This is a genomic window from Clostridium uliginosum (assembly GCF_900112485.1).
Classification (GTDB): Bacteria; Bacillota; Clostridia; order Clostridiales; family Clostridiaceae; genus Clostridium; species Clostridium uliginosum.
In genome coordinates this window covers 71,454-90,996 of sequence record NZ_FOMG01000001.1, presented here as the reverse complement: position 1 = coordinate 90,996, position 19,543 = coordinate 71,454, and the positions used below count along the sequence as shown (strand labels likewise).

Here is a 19,543-nt window from a genome sequence, read left to right as displayed (position 1 = left end):
TTTTAATTCTTCAAATGTTTAAGTATTATGTGAACTAATTCATAAATTAAACTTCTATCCAATATCTTTGAGTTATTTCTCCATCTTCTATTACTTCATTTTCTAAAACTCCACCATTGTTTATAATTGTTTTCGCAGAACCTATATTATCTTTATCACAACAAATTAGTGTTTTGTTAATTCCAAGTTGTTTGGCAATGGGCAAGGACTTTAATGTTTACTGTTGTTTATTAGATTATAAAATCAATTATAACATTTTATAAACCATATTTTTCATATTTATATAGTATAATTTTTCAATCCATATTAATTCAATAATTGCCTGATTAGAGTCTATATCAATAAAAAAGCTAAAAAATTCTAGATTATATCTAGGACTTCTTAGCTTAACTTTTCACACTTAGAGACATTTTAAAAAATATTAGACTAATATGCTTGTCTATTATTTTCTTTCATGTCCCTTAATTTTATTTTAAATCTTTTTGCTCTATAACAGGTTTTTCTTTTACTTCACATTCTTCTTTAGACTTTACATTATAGTCAGTTTTTTCTTCATTCATTTTCTTATATATATCTTCTTTCATCTTCTTAGCAAAGTCACTTTCTTCAGTATTAGTTTTAAAATCAATACCTATCTTTTCAGATAATAAAACTGCAAGTAGACTCTCTACAGCATTTACATTGCCGCTATTTTCGGCTCCTCCCATAGTAACTACATTATTAGGTACTATATTAATTTTTCCTTCTTTAATAGCTTCTGTAAATTTAGTCATTACATCTTGGATTACTTGATATTGAGGTCCACCGTAAGCATTAACTTGTTCTTTAGTGGCAATAGCTTGTGCAATACCAAGTCTTGCTTTCATTTCTGCCTCTGCTTCTCCGAGTCTCTTAACCTTATATGATTCTGCATCTGCAAGAGTTTTTTGTCTTTCAGCATCTTGTTTAGCTTTTTGAAGTTCTGCTTTACCAATATTATCTTGAATTTTAATATTAGTTTCTGACTTAGTAAGCTCTGATTGTTGTTCTGCTTTAGCTTGGAATTCTTTTAATTCCTTCTCTTTTTCACTTGCCTTCATTTGACTATTATAAGTTTCAATCTTTTCTTTGGCCAATTGTCTATCACTTAATTGTTTTAGAATTTCTTCAATTTTCTTGTCTCCGTTTGGTGAAGGTGTTCCAATTAACACTTCTTCAAGTTCTAAGTTATAATTTTGAAACTTTGACTTCATTTCCTCAGTAGACTGTTTTTGAATTTCAGAACGATTTTGAATAAGCTCTATTAATGTCATTTTTTGACCTATATTCTTAAAGTATGAGGAAACCATTGGGTCAAGGGTTTGATCAACTAACCTCTTTATATCTCCAAATCTTTGAATAACTAGAGGCGCTTTTTTGTAATCAATATGGACAACAACTGAAAGTGGTAATGTTGGTTCAAAAGCATCCATAGTTATTAAGGTTACCTCTTTTAAATTTTCATCAAATTTGTGTCCACCTACCTCAGATTGAACCCATTTCAATATAAAATTAGTAGTAGGAACTTGAGTTAAAATTCCTGCTGAAAGATTATATGAATACTTACCTGGTTTTAATGGATTTGCCCATATCCCCTTACAACCCTCTTCCACAAGTTCTCCATGAGTGTAAGTGCTATCAGTTACATCAATACCTTTTTTACCAACAAATGAATTTACTACCCCTGCAAAACCAACAGGAATGATTGTCTTTGGAATAATATCTATACTTGCAAATAAACGATTTATAAAATAAGTACCATCACTAATTACTTGATACTGCTTTCCTCTATATCCTCCAGCCTTTAAAAAAGCTTCGGTATTTTGGAAGTTGTTATGATAAGTTTCTGGGTCTGAAGAATCCTCTCCAACCACTGGAGCTATTATCTCTCCATTTGCTAAAGAAGGTCCATCTTGTACTGTTACAATTCCCATAGGATCTTTAATAGCTTCCCCTAATGCATTTTTAGTACCTTCTTTAATTACTAGCGGTCTAAAACCATTTTTTGCTCTTAAGTCATCAGACATTCTTTGTATCTGTTTTACTTCTAGATTATTGCCAATGTTTATATAATAATCAGTAGCTTCTGTGAAAATAATAAAAGCACTAAGATTAAAAGCAAAGGTTCCCTCTCTAAGAATAGATCTTTGTGGCCCTTTCTGTCCTCCATTAGCTAAAAAAGCTCTAGTATCTTGAAAATTGGCACACTCTACAACTCTACCTAAAGTTTGAGTTTCATTTAAAGGTTGTCCATCTCTAGCAAATATATATCCTATTTGTCCTTGAGGTATAGTTACTAAAGGACATTTTTCAACTTTATATATTAAACATGATTTAAGGTATATACCAGTTCTCAAAACATCTGGTTGAAATCCTGCTTCTCCATTAAGTGCAATAAATTTTCCGTCTTTTAAATTTCCTTTTGGAGACCACCACTTCTCCACAACCCCCACTTCATTTGTTCCAATTATTCTAAGTCCTAATACCTTAAATATCAATAAATATAAGGCCATTAAACCAGCTATAATTAAAACAACATGTTTAATACTTTCCAATATAATCATTCCTTTCTAAATTTCATACTTATCTAAATAATACTCTTAATATTTTAAATAATACTCTTTATATTTTAAATATCAAATATAAATATACCTAAATAATACAAAATTTATCAAGTAAACGTTCTTCTTGTATCTTTTGTCCAATATATTTTTTAGTGCATTAATAGCAATAGTTAATCGTTATTTAAATTGATCTAGTAAATAATTTGATAACATCTTGTACTTTTTCCAATCTTGCAAATCTATTTTTCCAGATCTTAAAGTTATAATATTTATATATATCTTTTCCAGATATACAGCCATTATCAAATGTAGTATTTGTTTCTTCTGGAATAATTAATTTAAATCCATATTCAAAAGCAACTTTACAAGTTGTATCTATACAATATTCAGTTTGCATTCCAACTAGAATTAGTGTATCTATATTTTTGCTATCTAAATATTCCTTTAACTCAGTATTTTTAAATGAGCTATTATATTGTTTTTCTATAATCTTTTCTGAATTTTTAGGTGCTATTTTATCATAAATTTGCCAACCTTTAGAACCTGATTCTAATTCATCTCCTTCTCCACCATCATGTCTTACATAAATCACCTCTACATTATTAGTTCTACATTCTTTAATTAATAACTCTATATTATTAATAGTTATTTCCTTATTAAAAGGATTCTTCACTACTAAGCCCTCCTGAATATCTACAACAAGTAATGCTATTTTATTCATATTAATTCCTCCTAAATTATTATATAATCTATTTTTTTACTTATTATATCTTAAGTATCAAAATTATGCTATAAGCACATTATAATAACCCAATAATTTTGTACACTATAAATACTGTATATATATTATTTATTATCCATCCACTGTTGACTACTTAATACATCACTAAATCTTAAACTTTGAGCAATAAGTGTTGCTTTATGGAGATCTTTACTACTTAATATTACCTACCTTATTGCTTACATCTACAATAAAATAAAAGACAACAATGCACCACAAAATCTATGACTCAGACTTTGTGGTGCACTTTTAAATTTTGAATGATTATTTTTTATTTTAAATCTCAAATAATCATTCTATTATAGTAATTTTTTTAATTCATCAATATTATTAATTGGTGATAAGCATGATTTGCCCTCACATAAATAATATGTGGACTTATCAGTTACAAAATCATAATCTTTAATAAATGGTATTATCTCTTCTATCTCCTTTTTATTTTCATTAGTTTTAATTATTGTTGTTAAATTAAATGTTTGTTTTTCGCTTAGTAAATCTTTAATTTTTTCCTCATCACTTTTATCTTTAATAACACATACTAATTCTTTTGATGGATTTAATGCAAATGATGCTGCAATTAAAAAGAATGAGTGATTTATTTCTTCACTAAATAAAGCTCCACAAATAAAGTCAAGTTGTTTTTCTGCTATATCTTCAAAATTAGCATCTCCAGTAATTCTTGCGAGTTTTATTAAATTATAAGCTGCAACAGAATTTCCTGATGGCATTGCCCCATCAAAAAGTTCTTTAGGTCTAGCTATTAATTTTTCTCCATCTTCTCCATAAAGGAAAAATCCTTGTTTTTCATTATCCCAGAATAAGTTAATCATATCTTCGCTTAAATCAATAGCTTTCTTTAAAAATGTAACATCAAAGCTACTTTCATAAAGTTCTATAAGTCCAAAGCAAAGAAAAGCATAATCATCTAAATATGCTTTATGACGAGATTCTTCATCTCTATATCTAGCAAGTAATCTTTTATTTTCATCAACTAAATTATCAAAAATAAAATTAACTGCCTTTTTAGCATATTCAAAGTATCTTTCATCTTCAAGAACCTTATATGCCTTAGCAAGTGCTGCTATCATAAGTCCATTCCAAGATGTAAGAATTTTATCATCTTTATGTAATTTCATTCTTTTACTTCGATATTCAAGTAATCTCTCTCGTAAATCATTTATTTTGTCATTATCTTTATTAAAATTACTATTCTTTATTAAGTTAGGAATACTTTTACTTTCAAAGTTTCCATTAGCCGTTATATCAAAATATTCATTAAAATAAGTTCCATCATCTTCACCTAAAACTTCTAAAATTTCTAAAGGATTAAATACATAATATTTTCCTTCTTCTCCTTCACTATCTGCATCTTCTGCACAATAAAATCCACCTTTTTCACTTCTAAGCTCTTTAAATACATACTCTAATGCTTTTTCTGCTACATCTTTATATAGTTTATTTTTAGTAACTTCATAGCCTTCAAGATATGCAATAATTAATAGTGCATTATCGTAAAGCATTTTCTCAAAATGTGGCACTAACCACTTATTGTCAGTTGAATATCTAGAAAATCCAAAACCAACATGGTCAAATAATCCACCTTTATACATACAATCTAAAGTTTTTTCAGCCATTTCTAAAGCTTTAATATCTTTATGTGTTTTATAATATCTAAGCAAAAACATAATTTTATGTGGTGTTGGAAACTTAGGAGCAGCTCCAAATCCTCCATAAGTTTTATCAAAGACATGTGAAAGTTGATTATAACCATTTTCTAATGTTTTAGAACTTAATTTAACATTTCTACTTTCCCCTTCATAGTATTTATCAAGCTCTGATAAAATACTTTCACTAGATGATATAAGCTTGCTTTTATTATCTTCCCAATGAGTGCTTATAGAATATAAAATATCTATAAGCCCTGGCATATTGTATCTAGATTTCTTAGGAAAATAAGTTCCTGCAAAAAAAGGTTTTTGATCTGGAGTCATTATTATTGTAAGTGGCCATCCTCCATGATGAGTTAAAGCTTGGCAAACAGTCATATAAACACTATCTACATCAGGCCTTTCTTCTCGATCTACCTTTATTGCTATAAAATTCTCATTAATAATTTTTGCAACCTCTGTATCTTCAAAAGATTCATGTGCCATTACATGGCACCAATGACATGTTGACAAACCGCATCTATGAATAACCAATACTTAAAAATATAGGTTTATCTTCTTTTTTTGCTTTATCAAAAGCTTCATCACTCCATGCATACCAGTTAATAGGATTATAAGCATGCTGAAGCAAGTAAGGAGATTTCTCATTTATTAAGTTATTGGCTTTTACTGTAGAAAACATAATATCACCTTCTTTCTTTTCTTATTTTTAATAGTTTCTCTACTGCTGAAAAATATATGCATTTAGCATTATATAATAAAGTCATAATATCATTTACATCTCCCAAAATAATCAATTTGGACTGTAACCACCCTGGTAGACACAAAATATAATAAAAGCATCTTAACTGTCTATTCCCTTGAGTTCTGTTTAATAATGGCGGTACCCAAATGTAGTAAAAACACCTTATAATAATATAAGATGTTGTATGTATTGAAATATAAATATTTTTATTGGTTATAGTAACTGGAGTGACACCACTGACAAATTTACTACTTCACTTCCGTATCATCAAAAAATGTTATATGTTCTTGGTTGCACTTCGCACTTTTTTTATCTGTGTATGTTTTTTTTACGAATAATCCAAATAATTAATCCTATAAAAAAACCACAAAGTGCTGGTAATATCCATCCAAATCCATAATCAAATCCAGGTAAATATAAATGAGCAAAATTAACAATTTGTGTAACTACAACATTTTCTTGCATATATTGTGGTAATGATTTACATAAGTCAAAAAATGCTGCAATAATTGTTAACCCAGTTGTCCATTTATAAACATCACTTTGCTTATTAATAAACGGAGTTAATAGCGACAATAAAATTAAAGTAATTACTAATGGATAAAGAAACATAAGCACTGGTATAGATAACTGTATAAGATTACTTAATCCAAAATTAGCAATTACAAATGAAAAAAGTGTAAAAATAATAGCATATTTTTTATAGGAAATTGATTTTGGAAACATTTCACTAAACATTTCAGAACAGGAAGTGATTAAACCAATAGCTGTTTTTACACATGCAACTCCTACAATAGCTGCTAATAATACTTTACCAACAACACCAAAGTAATGATTGCTGACCATAGATAAAATACTTCCTCCATTATCTGCACGACTTACACTACCTAAGCTTGTAGCTCCCATATAAGCTAATGACCCATAAATAATAGCCATAGCAACAATACTAACTAAACCCGATTTGCATGTTTCAATAGCAATTAAGCGGGAATCTTTAATACCTAATTTTTTAATATTAGAAATAATAATAATAGCAAAAGCTACAGAAGCTAAAGCATCCATAGTATTATACCCATCTAACAAACCAGTAAATAATGGCTGAGCAGCATAATTTCCTTGAGCTGGATACTCACTTACTTTCCCCATTGAACTTACAAATGTAGCAATTAATAATATCGATAATAGTACTAAAAAAATAGGAGTAAGATATTTGCCTACCCAATCTAAAATCTGCCCTGGCTTTAATGAAAAATAAATAGTAAAAGCAAAAAATATAAATGAGAAAATAATTAGTCCGAGCTTCAAATATTCATCTGAAATAAAAGGATGAATTCCTACCTCAAATGCAACAGTTGCAGTACGTGGAATTGCAAATAATGGACCAATTGTTAAGTATAATAAGCAAGTGAATATACTTGCATAGCGAGAACTAATAGGCCTCGCCATATCAAATAAACTTTCACTTTTTGAAATAGCTGATGCAATAATCCCAAGCATTGGCAATCCTACACCTGTAATTAAAAATCCAATAGTCGCTGCAAAAATATGGTTTCCAGCTTCTTGTCCCATTTGTACTGGAAAAATCAAGTTACCCGCACCAAAAAATAGTCCAAATAATAATGAACCTATCAGTAAATTTTGCTGATAGCTTAGCTTTTGTTTCATAAATAATCCTCCTTAAATGTTTTGATATTATTAAAAATTTTATTGTTCTTTTCACTAAAATGTTTTTATTTCCATTTTTTGATAATACCTTTATTCATTTTTCTATTATAATATACTTATATAGATTAGTAAAAGGTACTGTAAGAATCGGATGCTTTAATAGTGTCTGCACTAACTGGCTTCCTTCTTTAGTACGTGACTATAATACCATTCACCCAAATATTTCTATAGAAATATTTCAAGGTACTTATGATGATATAATTAAATGGATTAAATCAGGTATAGTTGATCTTGGATTTTTGTCTGTTTCAAGTGCTGGAAAACTTCCTATTCATCCACTATACAACGATCCACTTGTTTGTGTTGTTCCAAAAAATTATTCAGTATCTCAGTCAGATTATATAACCTTAGATGAAATTAAAAACGAAGCCTTCGTAATTCAACGTACAAGCTGTGATGCTGATATTCAAAACTACTTAGCAACCCATAATTTAAAAATAAAATCTGCTTATCATGTGGTAGATGATTTATCCACTATAACTCTAGTAAGTCATGGATTTGGCATCTGCTTGATACCTAAACTAATCATGCAGGATATTTCATACCCTGTAGACATCTACCCTATCAAGCCTGATGCAAGCAGAATTATTGGCATATCCGTACTAAATATAGAATGTATGTCACCTGCTGTAAAAAAAATGTATGATTTCATTATAAGTTACAATTATCCTAAATATAATTAAATTGGTTTCAGTAACTGGAGTTACACCAATGACATTTTGAATAACCAATACTTAAGAATATTGGTTATTCCTCTTTCTTAGCTTTTTCAAAAGCTTCATCGCTCCATGGATACCAGTTAATTGGATTGTAAGCATGTTAAAGAAATCCAATAGATTTTCCCTTAATTAATCTATTGGATTTCTTATTAATACACATAAGATCACCGCCTCTATGATTATCTATATTTCATATAATTTTCTTTATAACTGTTTTAATAATTTGGCTCTGTTTTAATATCAACACGGTTTTAAAACAGAACCATTTTATTAAACAAGCAAAAAATAGGCTAAGAAGTTTTTTATTGCTCCCTAGCCTTATTATATAAATAACTTTTTTTATTCACTTATATGCTTATTTTAAATTAAATTGATTATGTGGTTAATTACGAACGAATCAGATTCCATTGCTTTCAAGAAAGTCACGAAGTAAATTCATACAGACAGTTTTTCTGTATTCTGCTGAAATTCTGCCTCTGATAGGAACAATCGCCTGATCATATGCTGCAAGATACTCTTCCTTGACAGCCTTTGCATCTTCAATAGTTTTGCCGATAAGCATTGCATCAATATCTGCTCGTCTGATGACAACATCGCTAACTGCACCGAATGCTATCATACAGTTAGCAATTGTACCAGCTTCTACGTTAAGGACAGCAGCAAAAGATACTCTTGAAATTGCCAAAGCATTTCTTTCTCCAACCTTCTTATAGTAGTAATTATTTAAACCCTTTCTACTCATAAGAATCTCAACAAGTAGTTCATCTTTATCAAGAGTAGTCTTCTTTCTACCAAGATAGAATTCAGTAATAGGAATCACCCGTTCACCTCTGTTACTTACAAGACGTAGTTTAGAGTCTGTGGCAAAAAAGATCATTGCACTGTCCGCCTTCGAAGATCCGTTGCAAATATTTCCACCAACAGTACCAAGGTTGCGAATTGCTGGTGCTGCGATGTGTGAAACTGCTTCCTTTAGAATGGCTGGAGTAAGCTCATTTTCAATAATATCAGTAAAAGTACATGCTGCACCAATACGAATATATTCCTTATCTTCTACTATATTTTTCATTTCTGGTACTTTATTAAGGAATAAATATGTGGCATTTTCATCTGGTTTAATCATAAGATCAGTACCTCCAGCGTAAGGAGTAACAGATTCTTTTGCTAAGGTGTCCAATGCTTCTTTTAAAGATGTTGGTTTATAACCATTTACCATAATCCTTTCCCCTCCTTTGCTGCAATGCCAATAGCTTTAACTATGGCATTATAACCTGTGCATCTACAAAGATTACCGGAAATTCCTTCACGAATCTCTGCTTCGGTAGGGTTTGGATTCTTGGCAAGAATACATTCAGATGCAAGAATCATACCTGGAATACAAAAACCACACTGTACAGCACTGACTGATGCATATGCCTCATCAAGAACTGCAAACCGTTCAGTTTCTCTATAACCTTCAATGGTGACAACAGCACTTCCTTCAATGCTACCAATAGCTACCATACAGGAATTAACTAACCTACCATCAAGAATTACAGAACAAGCACCACATTCGCCTTCTTTACAACCGCACTTTACACCAGTAATACGGAATTCATTTCTAAGAACATCTAGTAATCGTTCATTTGCTTTGGCAGTGGATGTGACCTCTTTGCCATTAAGAATAAATTTTATCATTTTTTAGCACCTCCTGTAAAACTCTCATTGTGTCTTCTGTTGTGAATGGAATTTTGTTTAGGTTTGCATCAAGGGCATTTTCCATAGCTTCAACATAAGCTGGAGCTGCACCAACAAGAGGAAGCTCACCTGCACCTTTTGCTCCATATGGACCGTGAGTATATGGATTATTAATAATTTCAGTGACTAGATTTGGTACATCTACTGCTGTAGGAATAATGTAATCACTGAAACTATTATTACGAATCATACCTTTATCATTGTAATTCATCTGTTCCATAGATGCATATCCAATACCTTGAAGGAAACCTCCCTGCATCTGCCCTTGTATAATATTCATGTCAATTGGAACACCAACATCAAAGCTTCCCCATGCTCCAAGTATCTTTGTTGTGGCAGTAAGTGTATCTACTTCCACTTCAATAGCATTTACACTCCAAGAATAGGTTGGATAAGCATCTCCCTTGAATTCATCAAGACTGAATGGAATTACAAAATCAGGTTCAACGAAATGTTCTTCTATAACTTGAACTTCTCCTGCTTTCCACTCTTTCTTAAGTCTATCTGATGCACGCCTTAATAATTCGCCAACTGTCATCAAAGAACGACTTGCTACAGTTGGACCTGAATCAGGAACACGATCGGTGTCTGGGTTATTTATAAACACCTTATCATAAGAAATACCAAGGGTATCTGCAACAATTTTAGAAAAAGTAGTCTTAAGGCCTTGTCCTATATCCGAATTACTTGCAAGAATCTCTACAGTATCATCTGAATTCTTCCTTATTTTTGCAACAGCCTTAATAAAGTCACGCTCTCCACTTCCAGTAAAACCACATCCATGAAAGAACAAAGACATTCCAATACCTTTACGATATCTACCATTCTGAATCTTATACTTATTGCGTTTTGCACGGTAATTGGCAAGTTTATCAATCTGTTCAATCATTTCAGGTAGAGGTACATGAAAATGATACTTGCCACTAGTAGATGTAGCGTCACCTTGCTTAACAATATATTCTTCTTTAAGCTTAAGAGAATCAACGCCCATTTCTTTTGCAATATGATCCATGATCATCTCTACTGCAAAGAAAGTCTGAGGTGCACCAAAACCACGGTATGCGCCGCAAGGTACAGTATTGGTCTTAACGGCACGTCCTACAACACGAAGATTGTCTACACGATATACGCCATTTGCACAAATCAAGCCACGTTGTAAAACAACTGGAGAAAGTGTAGTGTATGCACCACTGTTAAATAAAACATCAATATCCATGCCAGTAATTTTACCGTTTTTAATAGCTACTTTATAGGTAGAGATAGATGGATGACGTTTTGAAGTAAACTCCATGTCTTCCCTTCTATCAAATATAACCTTAACTGGTTTATTTACCTTTTTTGCCGCTACTGCAATCTGACAAGCAAGTATTGAAGGAAATGCTTCCTTACCACCAAAGCCTCCACCCGTAACATCTTGGATAATCTGTACATCCTTCTCCTCATAGCCCAATGCTTTGGTAACTGCACCAAGGACATAGTATGGACACTGCATAGAACCTCGTACAGTCATTCGTCCATCATGAGGATAAGCAATCATGCCTTGAGTTTCAAGATAAGCTTGTTCTTGATAACCAGTCTGAAATGTCTCTATAAAAACACGATCAGCTTCTTTTAAAATCTTATCTATATCTCCTTTTGCATAGTTGTAATTGAAAAAAACTGTATCAGATTTACGCATATCCAAAATATGAACTTCTTCTTCATATGCTACAATAATCTCATTCAAAATTCTCTCAACTTCTTTAAAATCAGGTCCAACAACCATTAAAATTGGTTCACCAACATATTCTACAGTATCTTCAACATAAACTGGAGTGTCTTCTTCAACAATATGAACGCGGTTTACACCTGTTACGTCCTTCTTGTCAACAACAAAATAACCATCAGGTAATTTTGGAAGAGAAATATTGGTGATTCTTGCCTTTGCCTTTGCAGAGTGCAGCAACTTGCCATAAAGCATACCCTCCATTACATAATCATCCACATAAAGAGCACTACCAGTTATTTTAGATTCATGATCCTTTTTCTTTACAGATATACTTATATTTTCCATATAGAGTGCCTCCTATATATTTATTAATAGGTGTTTGCATAAACACCTTAATCCTTACAATCACGGTATTAGGCACATAAAAATAAATAACAAGTCCAAAGTTGCCATGAATATTTTTCATCAGGCAAAGAGACGGATTGCCCTCATAGCGGGTCTATTAGGTCAATTTGCCGATGCAGCATCATGGGGAAATAGGCTGGCAAATGGACTTGTTATTTTTTTGATTGTGCCTTATATAATGTGTGTTTCCAAAAAATAAATTATTCAGGATAAAATCTAGCCTTCCATATATTGTTCTAATCTATTGAATTCTTCCTTTGTATCTGCATCTATCGTACATCCAAAATCTTCAACAGGAACTGTTACTATCTGGTTTTCAAGCTGCTTCCATACTTCCCGAAGACCGCCATCTCCATGAAACTTAAGAATAAAATCTATACATTTCCAAGAAATCAAAGGCGGATGTTTTTTATGTCCATTAATAGTAGGGAAAGCCACCATAGCATTGGTCCTACCCATAGCCTCTTTCACCATAAGAAAAGTTTTAGTTTTAATAGCTGGCATATCACCAGGAAGAAGATAAAAAGCATCACAGGTAGCCAATGCTGATATTCCAATTTTAACAGATGTTATCATATCAGTTTCTGCATATTTCCCATTATATATAAATGATAATCGTGAGCAATCATATTCATTACGTAGTAGAGTTTCAACATCTTCAGCATGATATCCCAATACCACAATGACTTGATTTACTCCAGCATGAAACATACTATCAACACTGTGTTCAATCATAGTTTTTTCCTTCAATTTTAAAAGCGGTTTAAATGCTTTCATCCGACTAGATAAACCTGCGGCTAGTATAATACCATTTATCTCCATTTATATACCTCACTTTCTAAATCAAACAGTACTAAGATAATTCCCTTTACATACTATTATTTTTTTGACTTTTTATAAAATGTATCTTTTAATGGCAACTGAGCACGGAATTTGCCATCTAATCTATAATAAGCATGGGAACAAGCAGGAGCTGTTGGAATTAAACATAATTCTCCACAACCTTTTGCACCATAAGTTTCAGAGATTTTGTCTTTACTTTGTACAAGAATAACTTCAAGTTCTGGAGCATCCTTTGCTCTTATAAGTCCTAATGTACCTAATTTTGTCTTAGGATAACCACCTTCAACTTTAAATTCTTCTGTCATAGCATAGCCTAATCCCATGATGATACCACCTTCAATCTGTCCTTCAACAGATTGAATATTAACAGGTGTTCCAACATCATATGCTGCAACTACTTTTTCAACTTTTCCTTCTTTATTAAGAATGACAACCTGAGCTCCATAACTATAACTTACATGGCTGATTGGATTTTCTTTTATAGCTCCCATTGGATCTGTCTTTGCAGAATACTCTCCATAAAATTCTCTACCTTCCAAATTACTTAGCGTTAATCCTTTATCTAGTTCCGCTTTCAATTTTTCTGATACTCGTCTTATAGCTTCACCAGTTACTACAGTTTGTCTGGAAGCCGTACTAGTTCCTGAATTAGGTGTACGAACAGTATCTGCTCTTTCATGTGTGATAAAAGCCGGATCTAAACCAGTTGTCTCACATAACACAGTAGTACACATTGTTGCAATCCCCTGCCCCATACATGCTGCAGAAGTTCGAATATGAACTTTACCATCCTCAATCGATAAAATACAACGCCCAATATCCTTATTTCCTACACCAGTTCCGCTATTTTTGAATGCTATAGCAATACCTGCATATTGATTTGATTCATATACATCCTTAACAGCTTCCAAACATTCTGCCATGGCAACGCTTTCATCGGCTATCTGACCATTTGGTAATACCTGACCAGGACGAATTGCGTTACGATAACGGATTTCCCATGGTGAAATACCCACCATTTCTGCCAATAAATTTATATTGTTTTCAGTAGCAAAACAACTTTGTATTACACCAAAACCTCTGAAGGCTCCACTAACAACATTATTTGTATAAACTGACATTCCTAAGATATCAATATTCTGATAATTATATGGCCCAGGTGCGTGGGTACATGCTCGTTGTAATACAGGTCCACCAAGAGATGCATATGCACCTGTATCAGCAATAATAATACCTTTCATAGCTGTCAAATAACCGTTTTCATCACAAGCAGTTGTAAACTCCATTTCCATTGGATGACGTTTAGTATGGTAATCCAGACTTTCCTGTCTTGAAAATTTTACTTTGACTGGTTTTTTCGTATACCATGCCATTAATGCTGCATGATGTTGAACACTCATATCTTCCTTACCACCAAATCCACCTCCAACAAGTTGAGAATGACAATGTACTTTTTCTATTGGAATCTGAAGCATATTTGAAATTTCACGTTGTTCATCATATACAGACTGTGAACCAGAATACAACAAAATACCATCTTTTCCTTCAGGCATAGCAATTGCACATTCTGGTTCCATAAATCCATGTTCCTGAAATGGTGTCTTATATTTTCTTGTTACCACGTATTTAGAATTTTTAATTGCTTCATTAGCGTTACCACGTTGAAGAATATCACGACTCATAATATTTCCATCAGCATGGATTAAAGGTGCATCTGCCTTTAAAGCATCTGTTGGGCAAGTAATCGGTTTCAATTCAGTATAATCAACTTCAACCAATTGACATACTTCATCAAGTTTATCTTTATGATAAGTTGCTACTAATGCTAATGCATCTCCTACATATCTAGTTATGCCGCCTTCAGCAATCATTACATCCCAGTCTTGCTTTATATGTCCAATAACATTATTAGGAACATCCTTGGCAAGCAAAATCTTCAAACAATCTGGATGAGCTTCTGCTTTACTAATATCAATTTTATTTACAATAGCTCTTGGATATTTGGAACGAACTGCTTTTGCATATATCATTTCAGGTAATTTAATATCATCTACGAAAATACCTGTTCCATTTACTTTTTCTACTACATCAACGCGCTTAAATTTTTGTGCCATTTTCAATTTTGTTGGAGCAGGTGGGATTGCAAGGTTGTCCCTAAAATATTCTGCAGACATTAAAATAGCTTCTTCAATTTTTTTATACCCAGTACAACGACATATATTACCATTGATTGCTTTCTTTACATCTGCTCTAGTTGGATTAAGATTAACATCTAACAATGATTTTGCACAGATTATCATCCCTGGAATACAAAAGCCACATTGAACCGCACCTGCTTCTCCAAAACAATACTCATAAACTTCTTTTTCTCTATCGCTTAAACCTTCAACAGTTAAAATCTGTTTTCCTGCAAATTTTGATACTTTTTGTATACAGGCTTTTACCGCTTTTCCATCCACTAAAACAGTACATGTTCCACATGCTCCTTCACTGCAACCATCCTTTGCAGAAGTAATTCTCAAATCATCTCTTAAAAAAGATAATAAAGGTTTATCAATCTGTGAAATTGCATCTTTACCATTGATATTTAGTGTAAACATAACTTACCTCCTATTTTATAATAATTTAATAATTTATTTCTATAATTATTATAAAATAGGAGGTAAGTTTCATCAAATTCTTTGTCAAAAGAACTTGCTTTATATTTTCAGAATAATTTTGTCAAATTCCTCTTTTGCGTACTGCCGTACATTCTGTTCAAATTGCTGATATTTTTCTAAAAGCTCAATACCTTCTTTTGTTAAATAAGTTTTTCCCCCATTGCTGCCACCATGTTTTCTTTCAACTACTGCATACCCGAGCTCCTGTTCCAACTGATTTAGCATACTCCATGCTTTACTATAAGACAATGCAATATGTCTGCATGCACTTCGCACAGAGTGTGTATCTTGAATCAAAAGCAAAAGCAATTTTGTTCTTGAATTAAAAAACAGGGATTCTTTTTCAATACTGATTTTAATAAAAGGATGCAGGATATGCTGATTATGTTTTTTTAAAAGTTGATCCAACCGATCAATATCATCCGTATCATGAAGAATACCTTCATCTTCTATATCCATCCATTGTCTCTCAACCCCAATATTCTGAAGAGCTCCTCGCATTCCCATATTACCATCATATTTTATGATTTTAGGAATTAATTCAGAAGATATCAAAAGAGGATGTCCAGCTTTCCCATGATAAGATGGCGAAAGCACCTTTTTGCCACATTCCATCATCCCTTGAATGGTTTCTGGTGTAAACATTGGAATATTCACTGGATTGAATATTACCTGGTCACATTTGTTCTGTAAAAAATCTAGTCCGATTTTTGCAGAATCAAACATCTGTGAGTTTTCATACTGTTGATTTCGCAAAAATATAACTCCGTAATTAGCTAAATCATGTTCTATTTCTTCAGCTTGATATCCAGTAATCACCACAATTGGCGAGATCCCAACCTGTTGAAAGGTTAAAACAATTCTTTTTACTGCCGTAATGGAACCAATTTTCAATAGTGGACTTGGTTCATTTTTTCCTGCTGCAACAATTATACCGCCCGTTATCTTATTTTCCTTTTTTTTCATATTCATACCTCTTGTTCTGTCCGAGTAGTATCAAGCTTGACACCCTCTTTTTTTTATTTATGCTTTCACGAAAACTTTGTATTTCTTATGACTGCTCTATTTTTTTGATTTAAATTTCATATAATTCCTAAATTTCTTTTTATAAAGCTATTTACAAATGAGTATAATTTTACGGTCATCCTCGCTGAAAATAACTTTTTAATAGAATTATCTTATTATTAATAATTGGATTGATCATGCTAAATATCTGTACTTTCACTTTTGTTTTAATTTTATACATTAATTCAATAATTTTCAAGAAACTTTTATCTAACCTACTCAATATTTTGTTCATTTTTCCAAAATATATATAATTTGCGCTTACCCCATTTCCCCATTTTGTTCAATAAGTCAGGAAAGCTAAAAAAGTGAGTGTCATACTGGATATAATTGATTATTTTCCCATATTTTTATGATTATCTAATATTCTTAATAATATTTATAACTTATAAATATAGCACATTTAATTTTTATGAATATATTATTTATAACTAATTAATGAGGGGCTAAAAATAAATGTTAAATAGAAACGATGATAATTATGAAGACAATATGAATTCTTTAAACTATGAATTTTCATCTATTCCCTATGAATCTTTTTACAGAAAAAAACCACATGGTGATAAAATTCCTCCTGTAGGTAATTATCCAGGTGGAGGCTTTAATCCCCCTGGGATGCCTCAATCTGCACCACCAAATTATATTCCTAGTAAAAAAGATACAGGAGTTCAAAATTTTAATGCAGGTATAGGTGGCCCAGGAACTAAAGCTGTTAGTCAAAATTCTATAAGATTTTGTCTTTATAAATTCACATATATTTGGGAAAGAAATGGTAGAAGCTATTGGACTTTTTTGTTTAATGTTGATAGAGTTTCTGTATCTGGATTCAGATGGCTCGGTAGAAATTGGGTTTATTTTGGATTAGATTTAAGAAGGATTGATTCTTTTGTGTGCTACGATAGATCTAATTTTGAAGATACTTGTGAAAAATGTGAAAATTTAAGACAAGACGATATATCATTACTAAGTAATAAAAAAGATTATTCATTAGATGGAACTAGAGATGTATATGCTCAAACTTTAGCTTCTATAGATATTCCTGAAGTTAAAGAAGATTTTATAACTCAAACCATAGGTTATTTAGATGATGATAAGGTTACAAGTCAAATACCGTGTGTAAAATCTAGAAACATAGGTTATAGAATCACCCTAGAAGTAACTTATCCAAGTGATTATGATGAAAATTTAAAGAATAAGATAAATGAATTAGCTAATGAAGCTAGTAATGATGCTTATAAAATGATTTCATCTACTAGAAATAATGGATATTATAATCCACTAGAAATATTCAACTCATCATTAAAATTAATACCTGAATCACTTAAAGCTTTCTCTAACTCCTTTAATTCTAAAATTAAACTATTAAATTCATATATAGATAATTATAAGAATATTACTTACTCTATTAGAGAAGAAAAAATTCATGATAATTGGAAACCTTATTTTTATAGTAATTCTTCATTTTAAAAAAGTTAATTATTCTGTTAAGGCACATTCAAAAAAATAGACTAACATTCTGAATAGTTATTTTTTTGAATGTGCCTTAATAATATTTATTAATTAGTTAATACTAAAGTAGAAAATTAAACTTAAGAGGTGGATATTATGAAAAAGTTACTTTATATAACAGTAAACTCAAAGCCAGAGGAAATGTCAGCTAGCAAAACAGTTGGAAGAGCATTAGTAAACAAATTTTTAAATAAACATAATGATTTTGAACTTGAAGAATTAGATTTGTATAAATGTCATATACCCAGATTAGAGTATCAGTATTTTGAAAAAAGAAATTGTATGATAAAAGAAAATGATTTTAATAAACTAAATCAACATGAAAAAGAAGAAGTTCATAAAATGGTCAAATTAGCAGATCAGTTTAAGGAAGCAGATTTATATGTAATTGCAGCACCAATGTGGAGTCTTTCTTTTCCTTCTCCATTAAAGGAATATATTGATTGCATAGTAATGGAGGGAAAAACCATACATATGGAAAAGGATAAAATAGAAGGTTTATTAACTGATAAAAAAAGAGGTATGATATATATACAATCATCAGGAGCATCTATTCCTTGGATATTAAGAATGGTAATGAATAAAGGATTAAATTATGTACATGATATAATGAAATTTATTGGAATAAAAAGATTTGAAGAATTATTAGTAGACGGAACTGGCTATACTGAAGAAGAGAGAACACAAGCTATAAAAGAAGCAATGGAAAAGATTGATAATGTTATTGAAGAAGTATTAAGATAGATATAAACTAATACCTATATACTAGACACGTTAAAAAAGTGTTTAGCCTATAGGTATTTTTTTATGTTATCTTTTGACTATGCAGGCACTTATTCTCTGCTTTAAAAATACAATTAAAATATATCTTTAAGAACTTCTTCATTAAATTTATCAATTCCAACTCTATCAATAAAAAATCCTAGTTTTTCTCCATCCTCTGCATCTTCCTTATAATATATAAAAATATTATCTACTAACTTTAACGCTTGCTTCTCTGTTATATCTTTAGCAATAATATCTGCTATTCTTGGATTATAACCCGCTGATCCTCCAGCTGTTACAATAAATCCAGTTTTATCAGCAATTATTCCAACATCTTTACTATTAGTAGGTTTTCTTGGATTTTTTAATAGATTATCTAAAACGCCTGTAAACCTTGATATTGCTTAGTTTACACATACTACAATCAATATTTTACACACCAATAAATATTAATTTTATTACACTAATATATTGGTTTAATTCTTAATTTATTTATTGGTTTAATAATATACCTAATTAACATAAACTTCAATGCCTAATTGAATTAAAAGGCAAAAAAATAGGACAGTGAATAAACTCCACGGTGCTAATCATATTGCCATTTATTTTTATTTGCTAATTCAATAAGTTGT

General features: G+C 31.2%; 12 protein-coding genes and 4 pseudogenes. 3 read left to right on the top strand and 13 right to left on the bottom strand.

Annotation, left to right across the window (positions count from 1 at the left end; genetic code table 11):
- Positions 1-46: 46 nt before the first annotated feature.
- The 5 genes and pseudogenes from BM027_RS00410 to brnQ all read right to left on the bottom strand — a co-directional run.
- Positions 47-175, bottom strand: a pseudogene (locus tag BM027_RS00410) (GNAT family N-acetyltransferase); the annotation flags it as partial.
- A 292-nt stretch (positions 176-467) separates the two neighbouring features.
- Complete coding sequence (locus tag BM027_RS00405; RefSeq protein WP_090087517.1) at positions 468-2,582, bottom strand: SPFH domain-containing protein; 2,115 nt, start codon at positions 2,580-2,582, stop codon at positions 468-470.
- Positions 2,583-2,763: 181 nt separating this feature from the next.
- Positions 2,764-3,303 carry a cysteine hydrolase family protein gene (locus tag BM027_RS00400; protein ID WP_090087514.1) on the bottom strand — a complete coding sequence of 180 codons (540 nt, stop codon included), beginning with the start codon at positions 3,301-3,303 and terminating at the stop codon, positions 2,764-2,766.
- A 359-nt stretch (positions 3,304-3,662) separates the two neighbouring features.
- Positions 3,663-5,712: pseudogene (locus BM027_RS00395) on the bottom strand (thioredoxin domain-containing protein).
- Positions 5,713-6,084: 372 nt separating this feature from the next.
- A complete protein-coding gene (gene brnQ / locus BM027_RS00390) occupies positions 6,085-7,440 on the bottom strand; it encodes a branched-chain amino acid transport system II carrier protein (RefSeq protein WP_090087511.1) in 1,356 nt (451 codons plus the stop codon).
- A 59-nt stretch (positions 7,441-7,499) separates the two neighbouring features.
- Here brnQ and BM027_RS00385 point away from each other — a divergent pair, with 59 nt between their 5' ends.
- Positions 7,500-8,183: a LysR family transcriptional regulator substrate-binding protein gene (locus BM027_RS00385; protein ID WP_090087506.1), complete on the top strand. Its 684-nt coding sequence runs from the start codon at positions 7,500-7,502 to the stop codon at positions 8,181-8,183.
- 67 nt (positions 8,184-8,250) lie between these two features.
- Here BM027_RS00385 and BM027_RS18775 read toward each other — a convergent pair.
- From BM027_RS18775 to BM027_RS00350, 7 genes and pseudogenes are all read right to left on the bottom strand, one after another.
- Positions 8,251-8,379 (bottom strand): annotated as a pseudogene (locus BM027_RS18775) (DUF255 domain-containing protein); the annotation flags it as partial.
- A gap of 237 nt (positions 8,380-8,616) precedes the next feature.
- Positions 8,617-9,435 (bottom strand): FAD binding domain-containing protein, encoded by an 819-nt coding sequence (locus tag BM027_RS00380; RefSeq protein WP_090087503.1) that lies wholly within the window; start codon positions 9,433-9,435, stop codon positions 8,617-8,619.
- Entirely contained in the window at positions 9,429-9,896 is a 468-nt protein-coding gene (locus BM027_RS00375; protein WP_090087500.1) for a (2Fe-2S)-binding protein, read from the bottom strand. The genes BM027_RS00380 and BM027_RS00375 overlap by 7 nt, the downstream gene beginning before the upstream one ends.
- Positions 9,877-12,009: a xanthine dehydrogenase family protein molybdopterin-binding subunit gene (locus tag BM027_RS00370; RefSeq protein ID WP_090087497.1), complete on the bottom strand. Its 2,133-nt coding sequence runs from the start codon at positions 12,007-12,009 to the stop codon at positions 9,877-9,879. Before BM027_RS00370 ends, BM027_RS00375 begins: the two co-directional genes overlap by 20 nt.
- Positions 12,010-12,285: 276 nt before the next feature.
- Positions 12,286-12,891 (bottom strand): nucleotidyltransferase family protein, encoded by a 606-nt coding sequence (locus BM027_RS00360; RefSeq protein ID WP_090087490.1) that lies wholly within the window; start codon positions 12,889-12,891, stop codon positions 12,286-12,288.
- Positions 12,892-12,947: 56 nt separating this feature from the next.
- Entirely contained in the window at positions 12,948-15,512 is a 2,565-nt protein-coding gene (gene xdh / locus BM027_RS00355) for a selenium-dependent xanthine dehydrogenase (RefSeq protein WP_090087487.1), read from the bottom strand.
- 99 nt (positions 15,513-15,611) lie between these two features.
- Entirely contained in the window at positions 15,612-16,538 is a 927-nt protein-coding gene (locus BM027_RS00350; protein ID WP_090087483.1) for an NTP transferase domain-containing protein, read from the bottom strand.
- A gap of 555 nt (positions 16,539-17,093) precedes the next feature.
- On the opposite strand from BM027_RS00350, the gene BM027_RS00345 reads away from it, so the two are divergent.
- Both BM027_RS00345 and BM027_RS00340 read left to right on the top strand, forming a co-directional pair.
- Positions 17,094-18,104: a hypothetical protein gene (locus BM027_RS00345; RefSeq protein ID WP_090087480.1), complete on the top strand. Its 1,011-nt coding sequence runs from the start codon at positions 17,094-17,096 to the stop codon at positions 18,102-18,104.
- Between the two features lie 138 nt (positions 18,105-18,242).
- The gene (locus tag BM027_RS00340) at positions 18,243-18,890 is read left to right on the top strand and encodes an FMN-dependent NADH-azoreductase (protein ID WP_090087476.1); all 648 of its coding nucleotides are present in this window, start codon (positions 18,243-18,245) and stop codon (positions 18,888-18,890) included.
- Positions 18,891-19,003: 113 nt separating this feature from the next.
- On the opposite strand, the pseudogene BM027_RS00335 reads toward BM027_RS00340, so the two are convergent.
- Positions 19,004-19,252, bottom strand: a pseudogene (locus tag BM027_RS00335) (nitrite/sulfite reductase domain-containing protein); the annotation flags it as partial.
- Between the last annotated feature and the right edge of the window lie 291 nt (positions 19,253-19,543).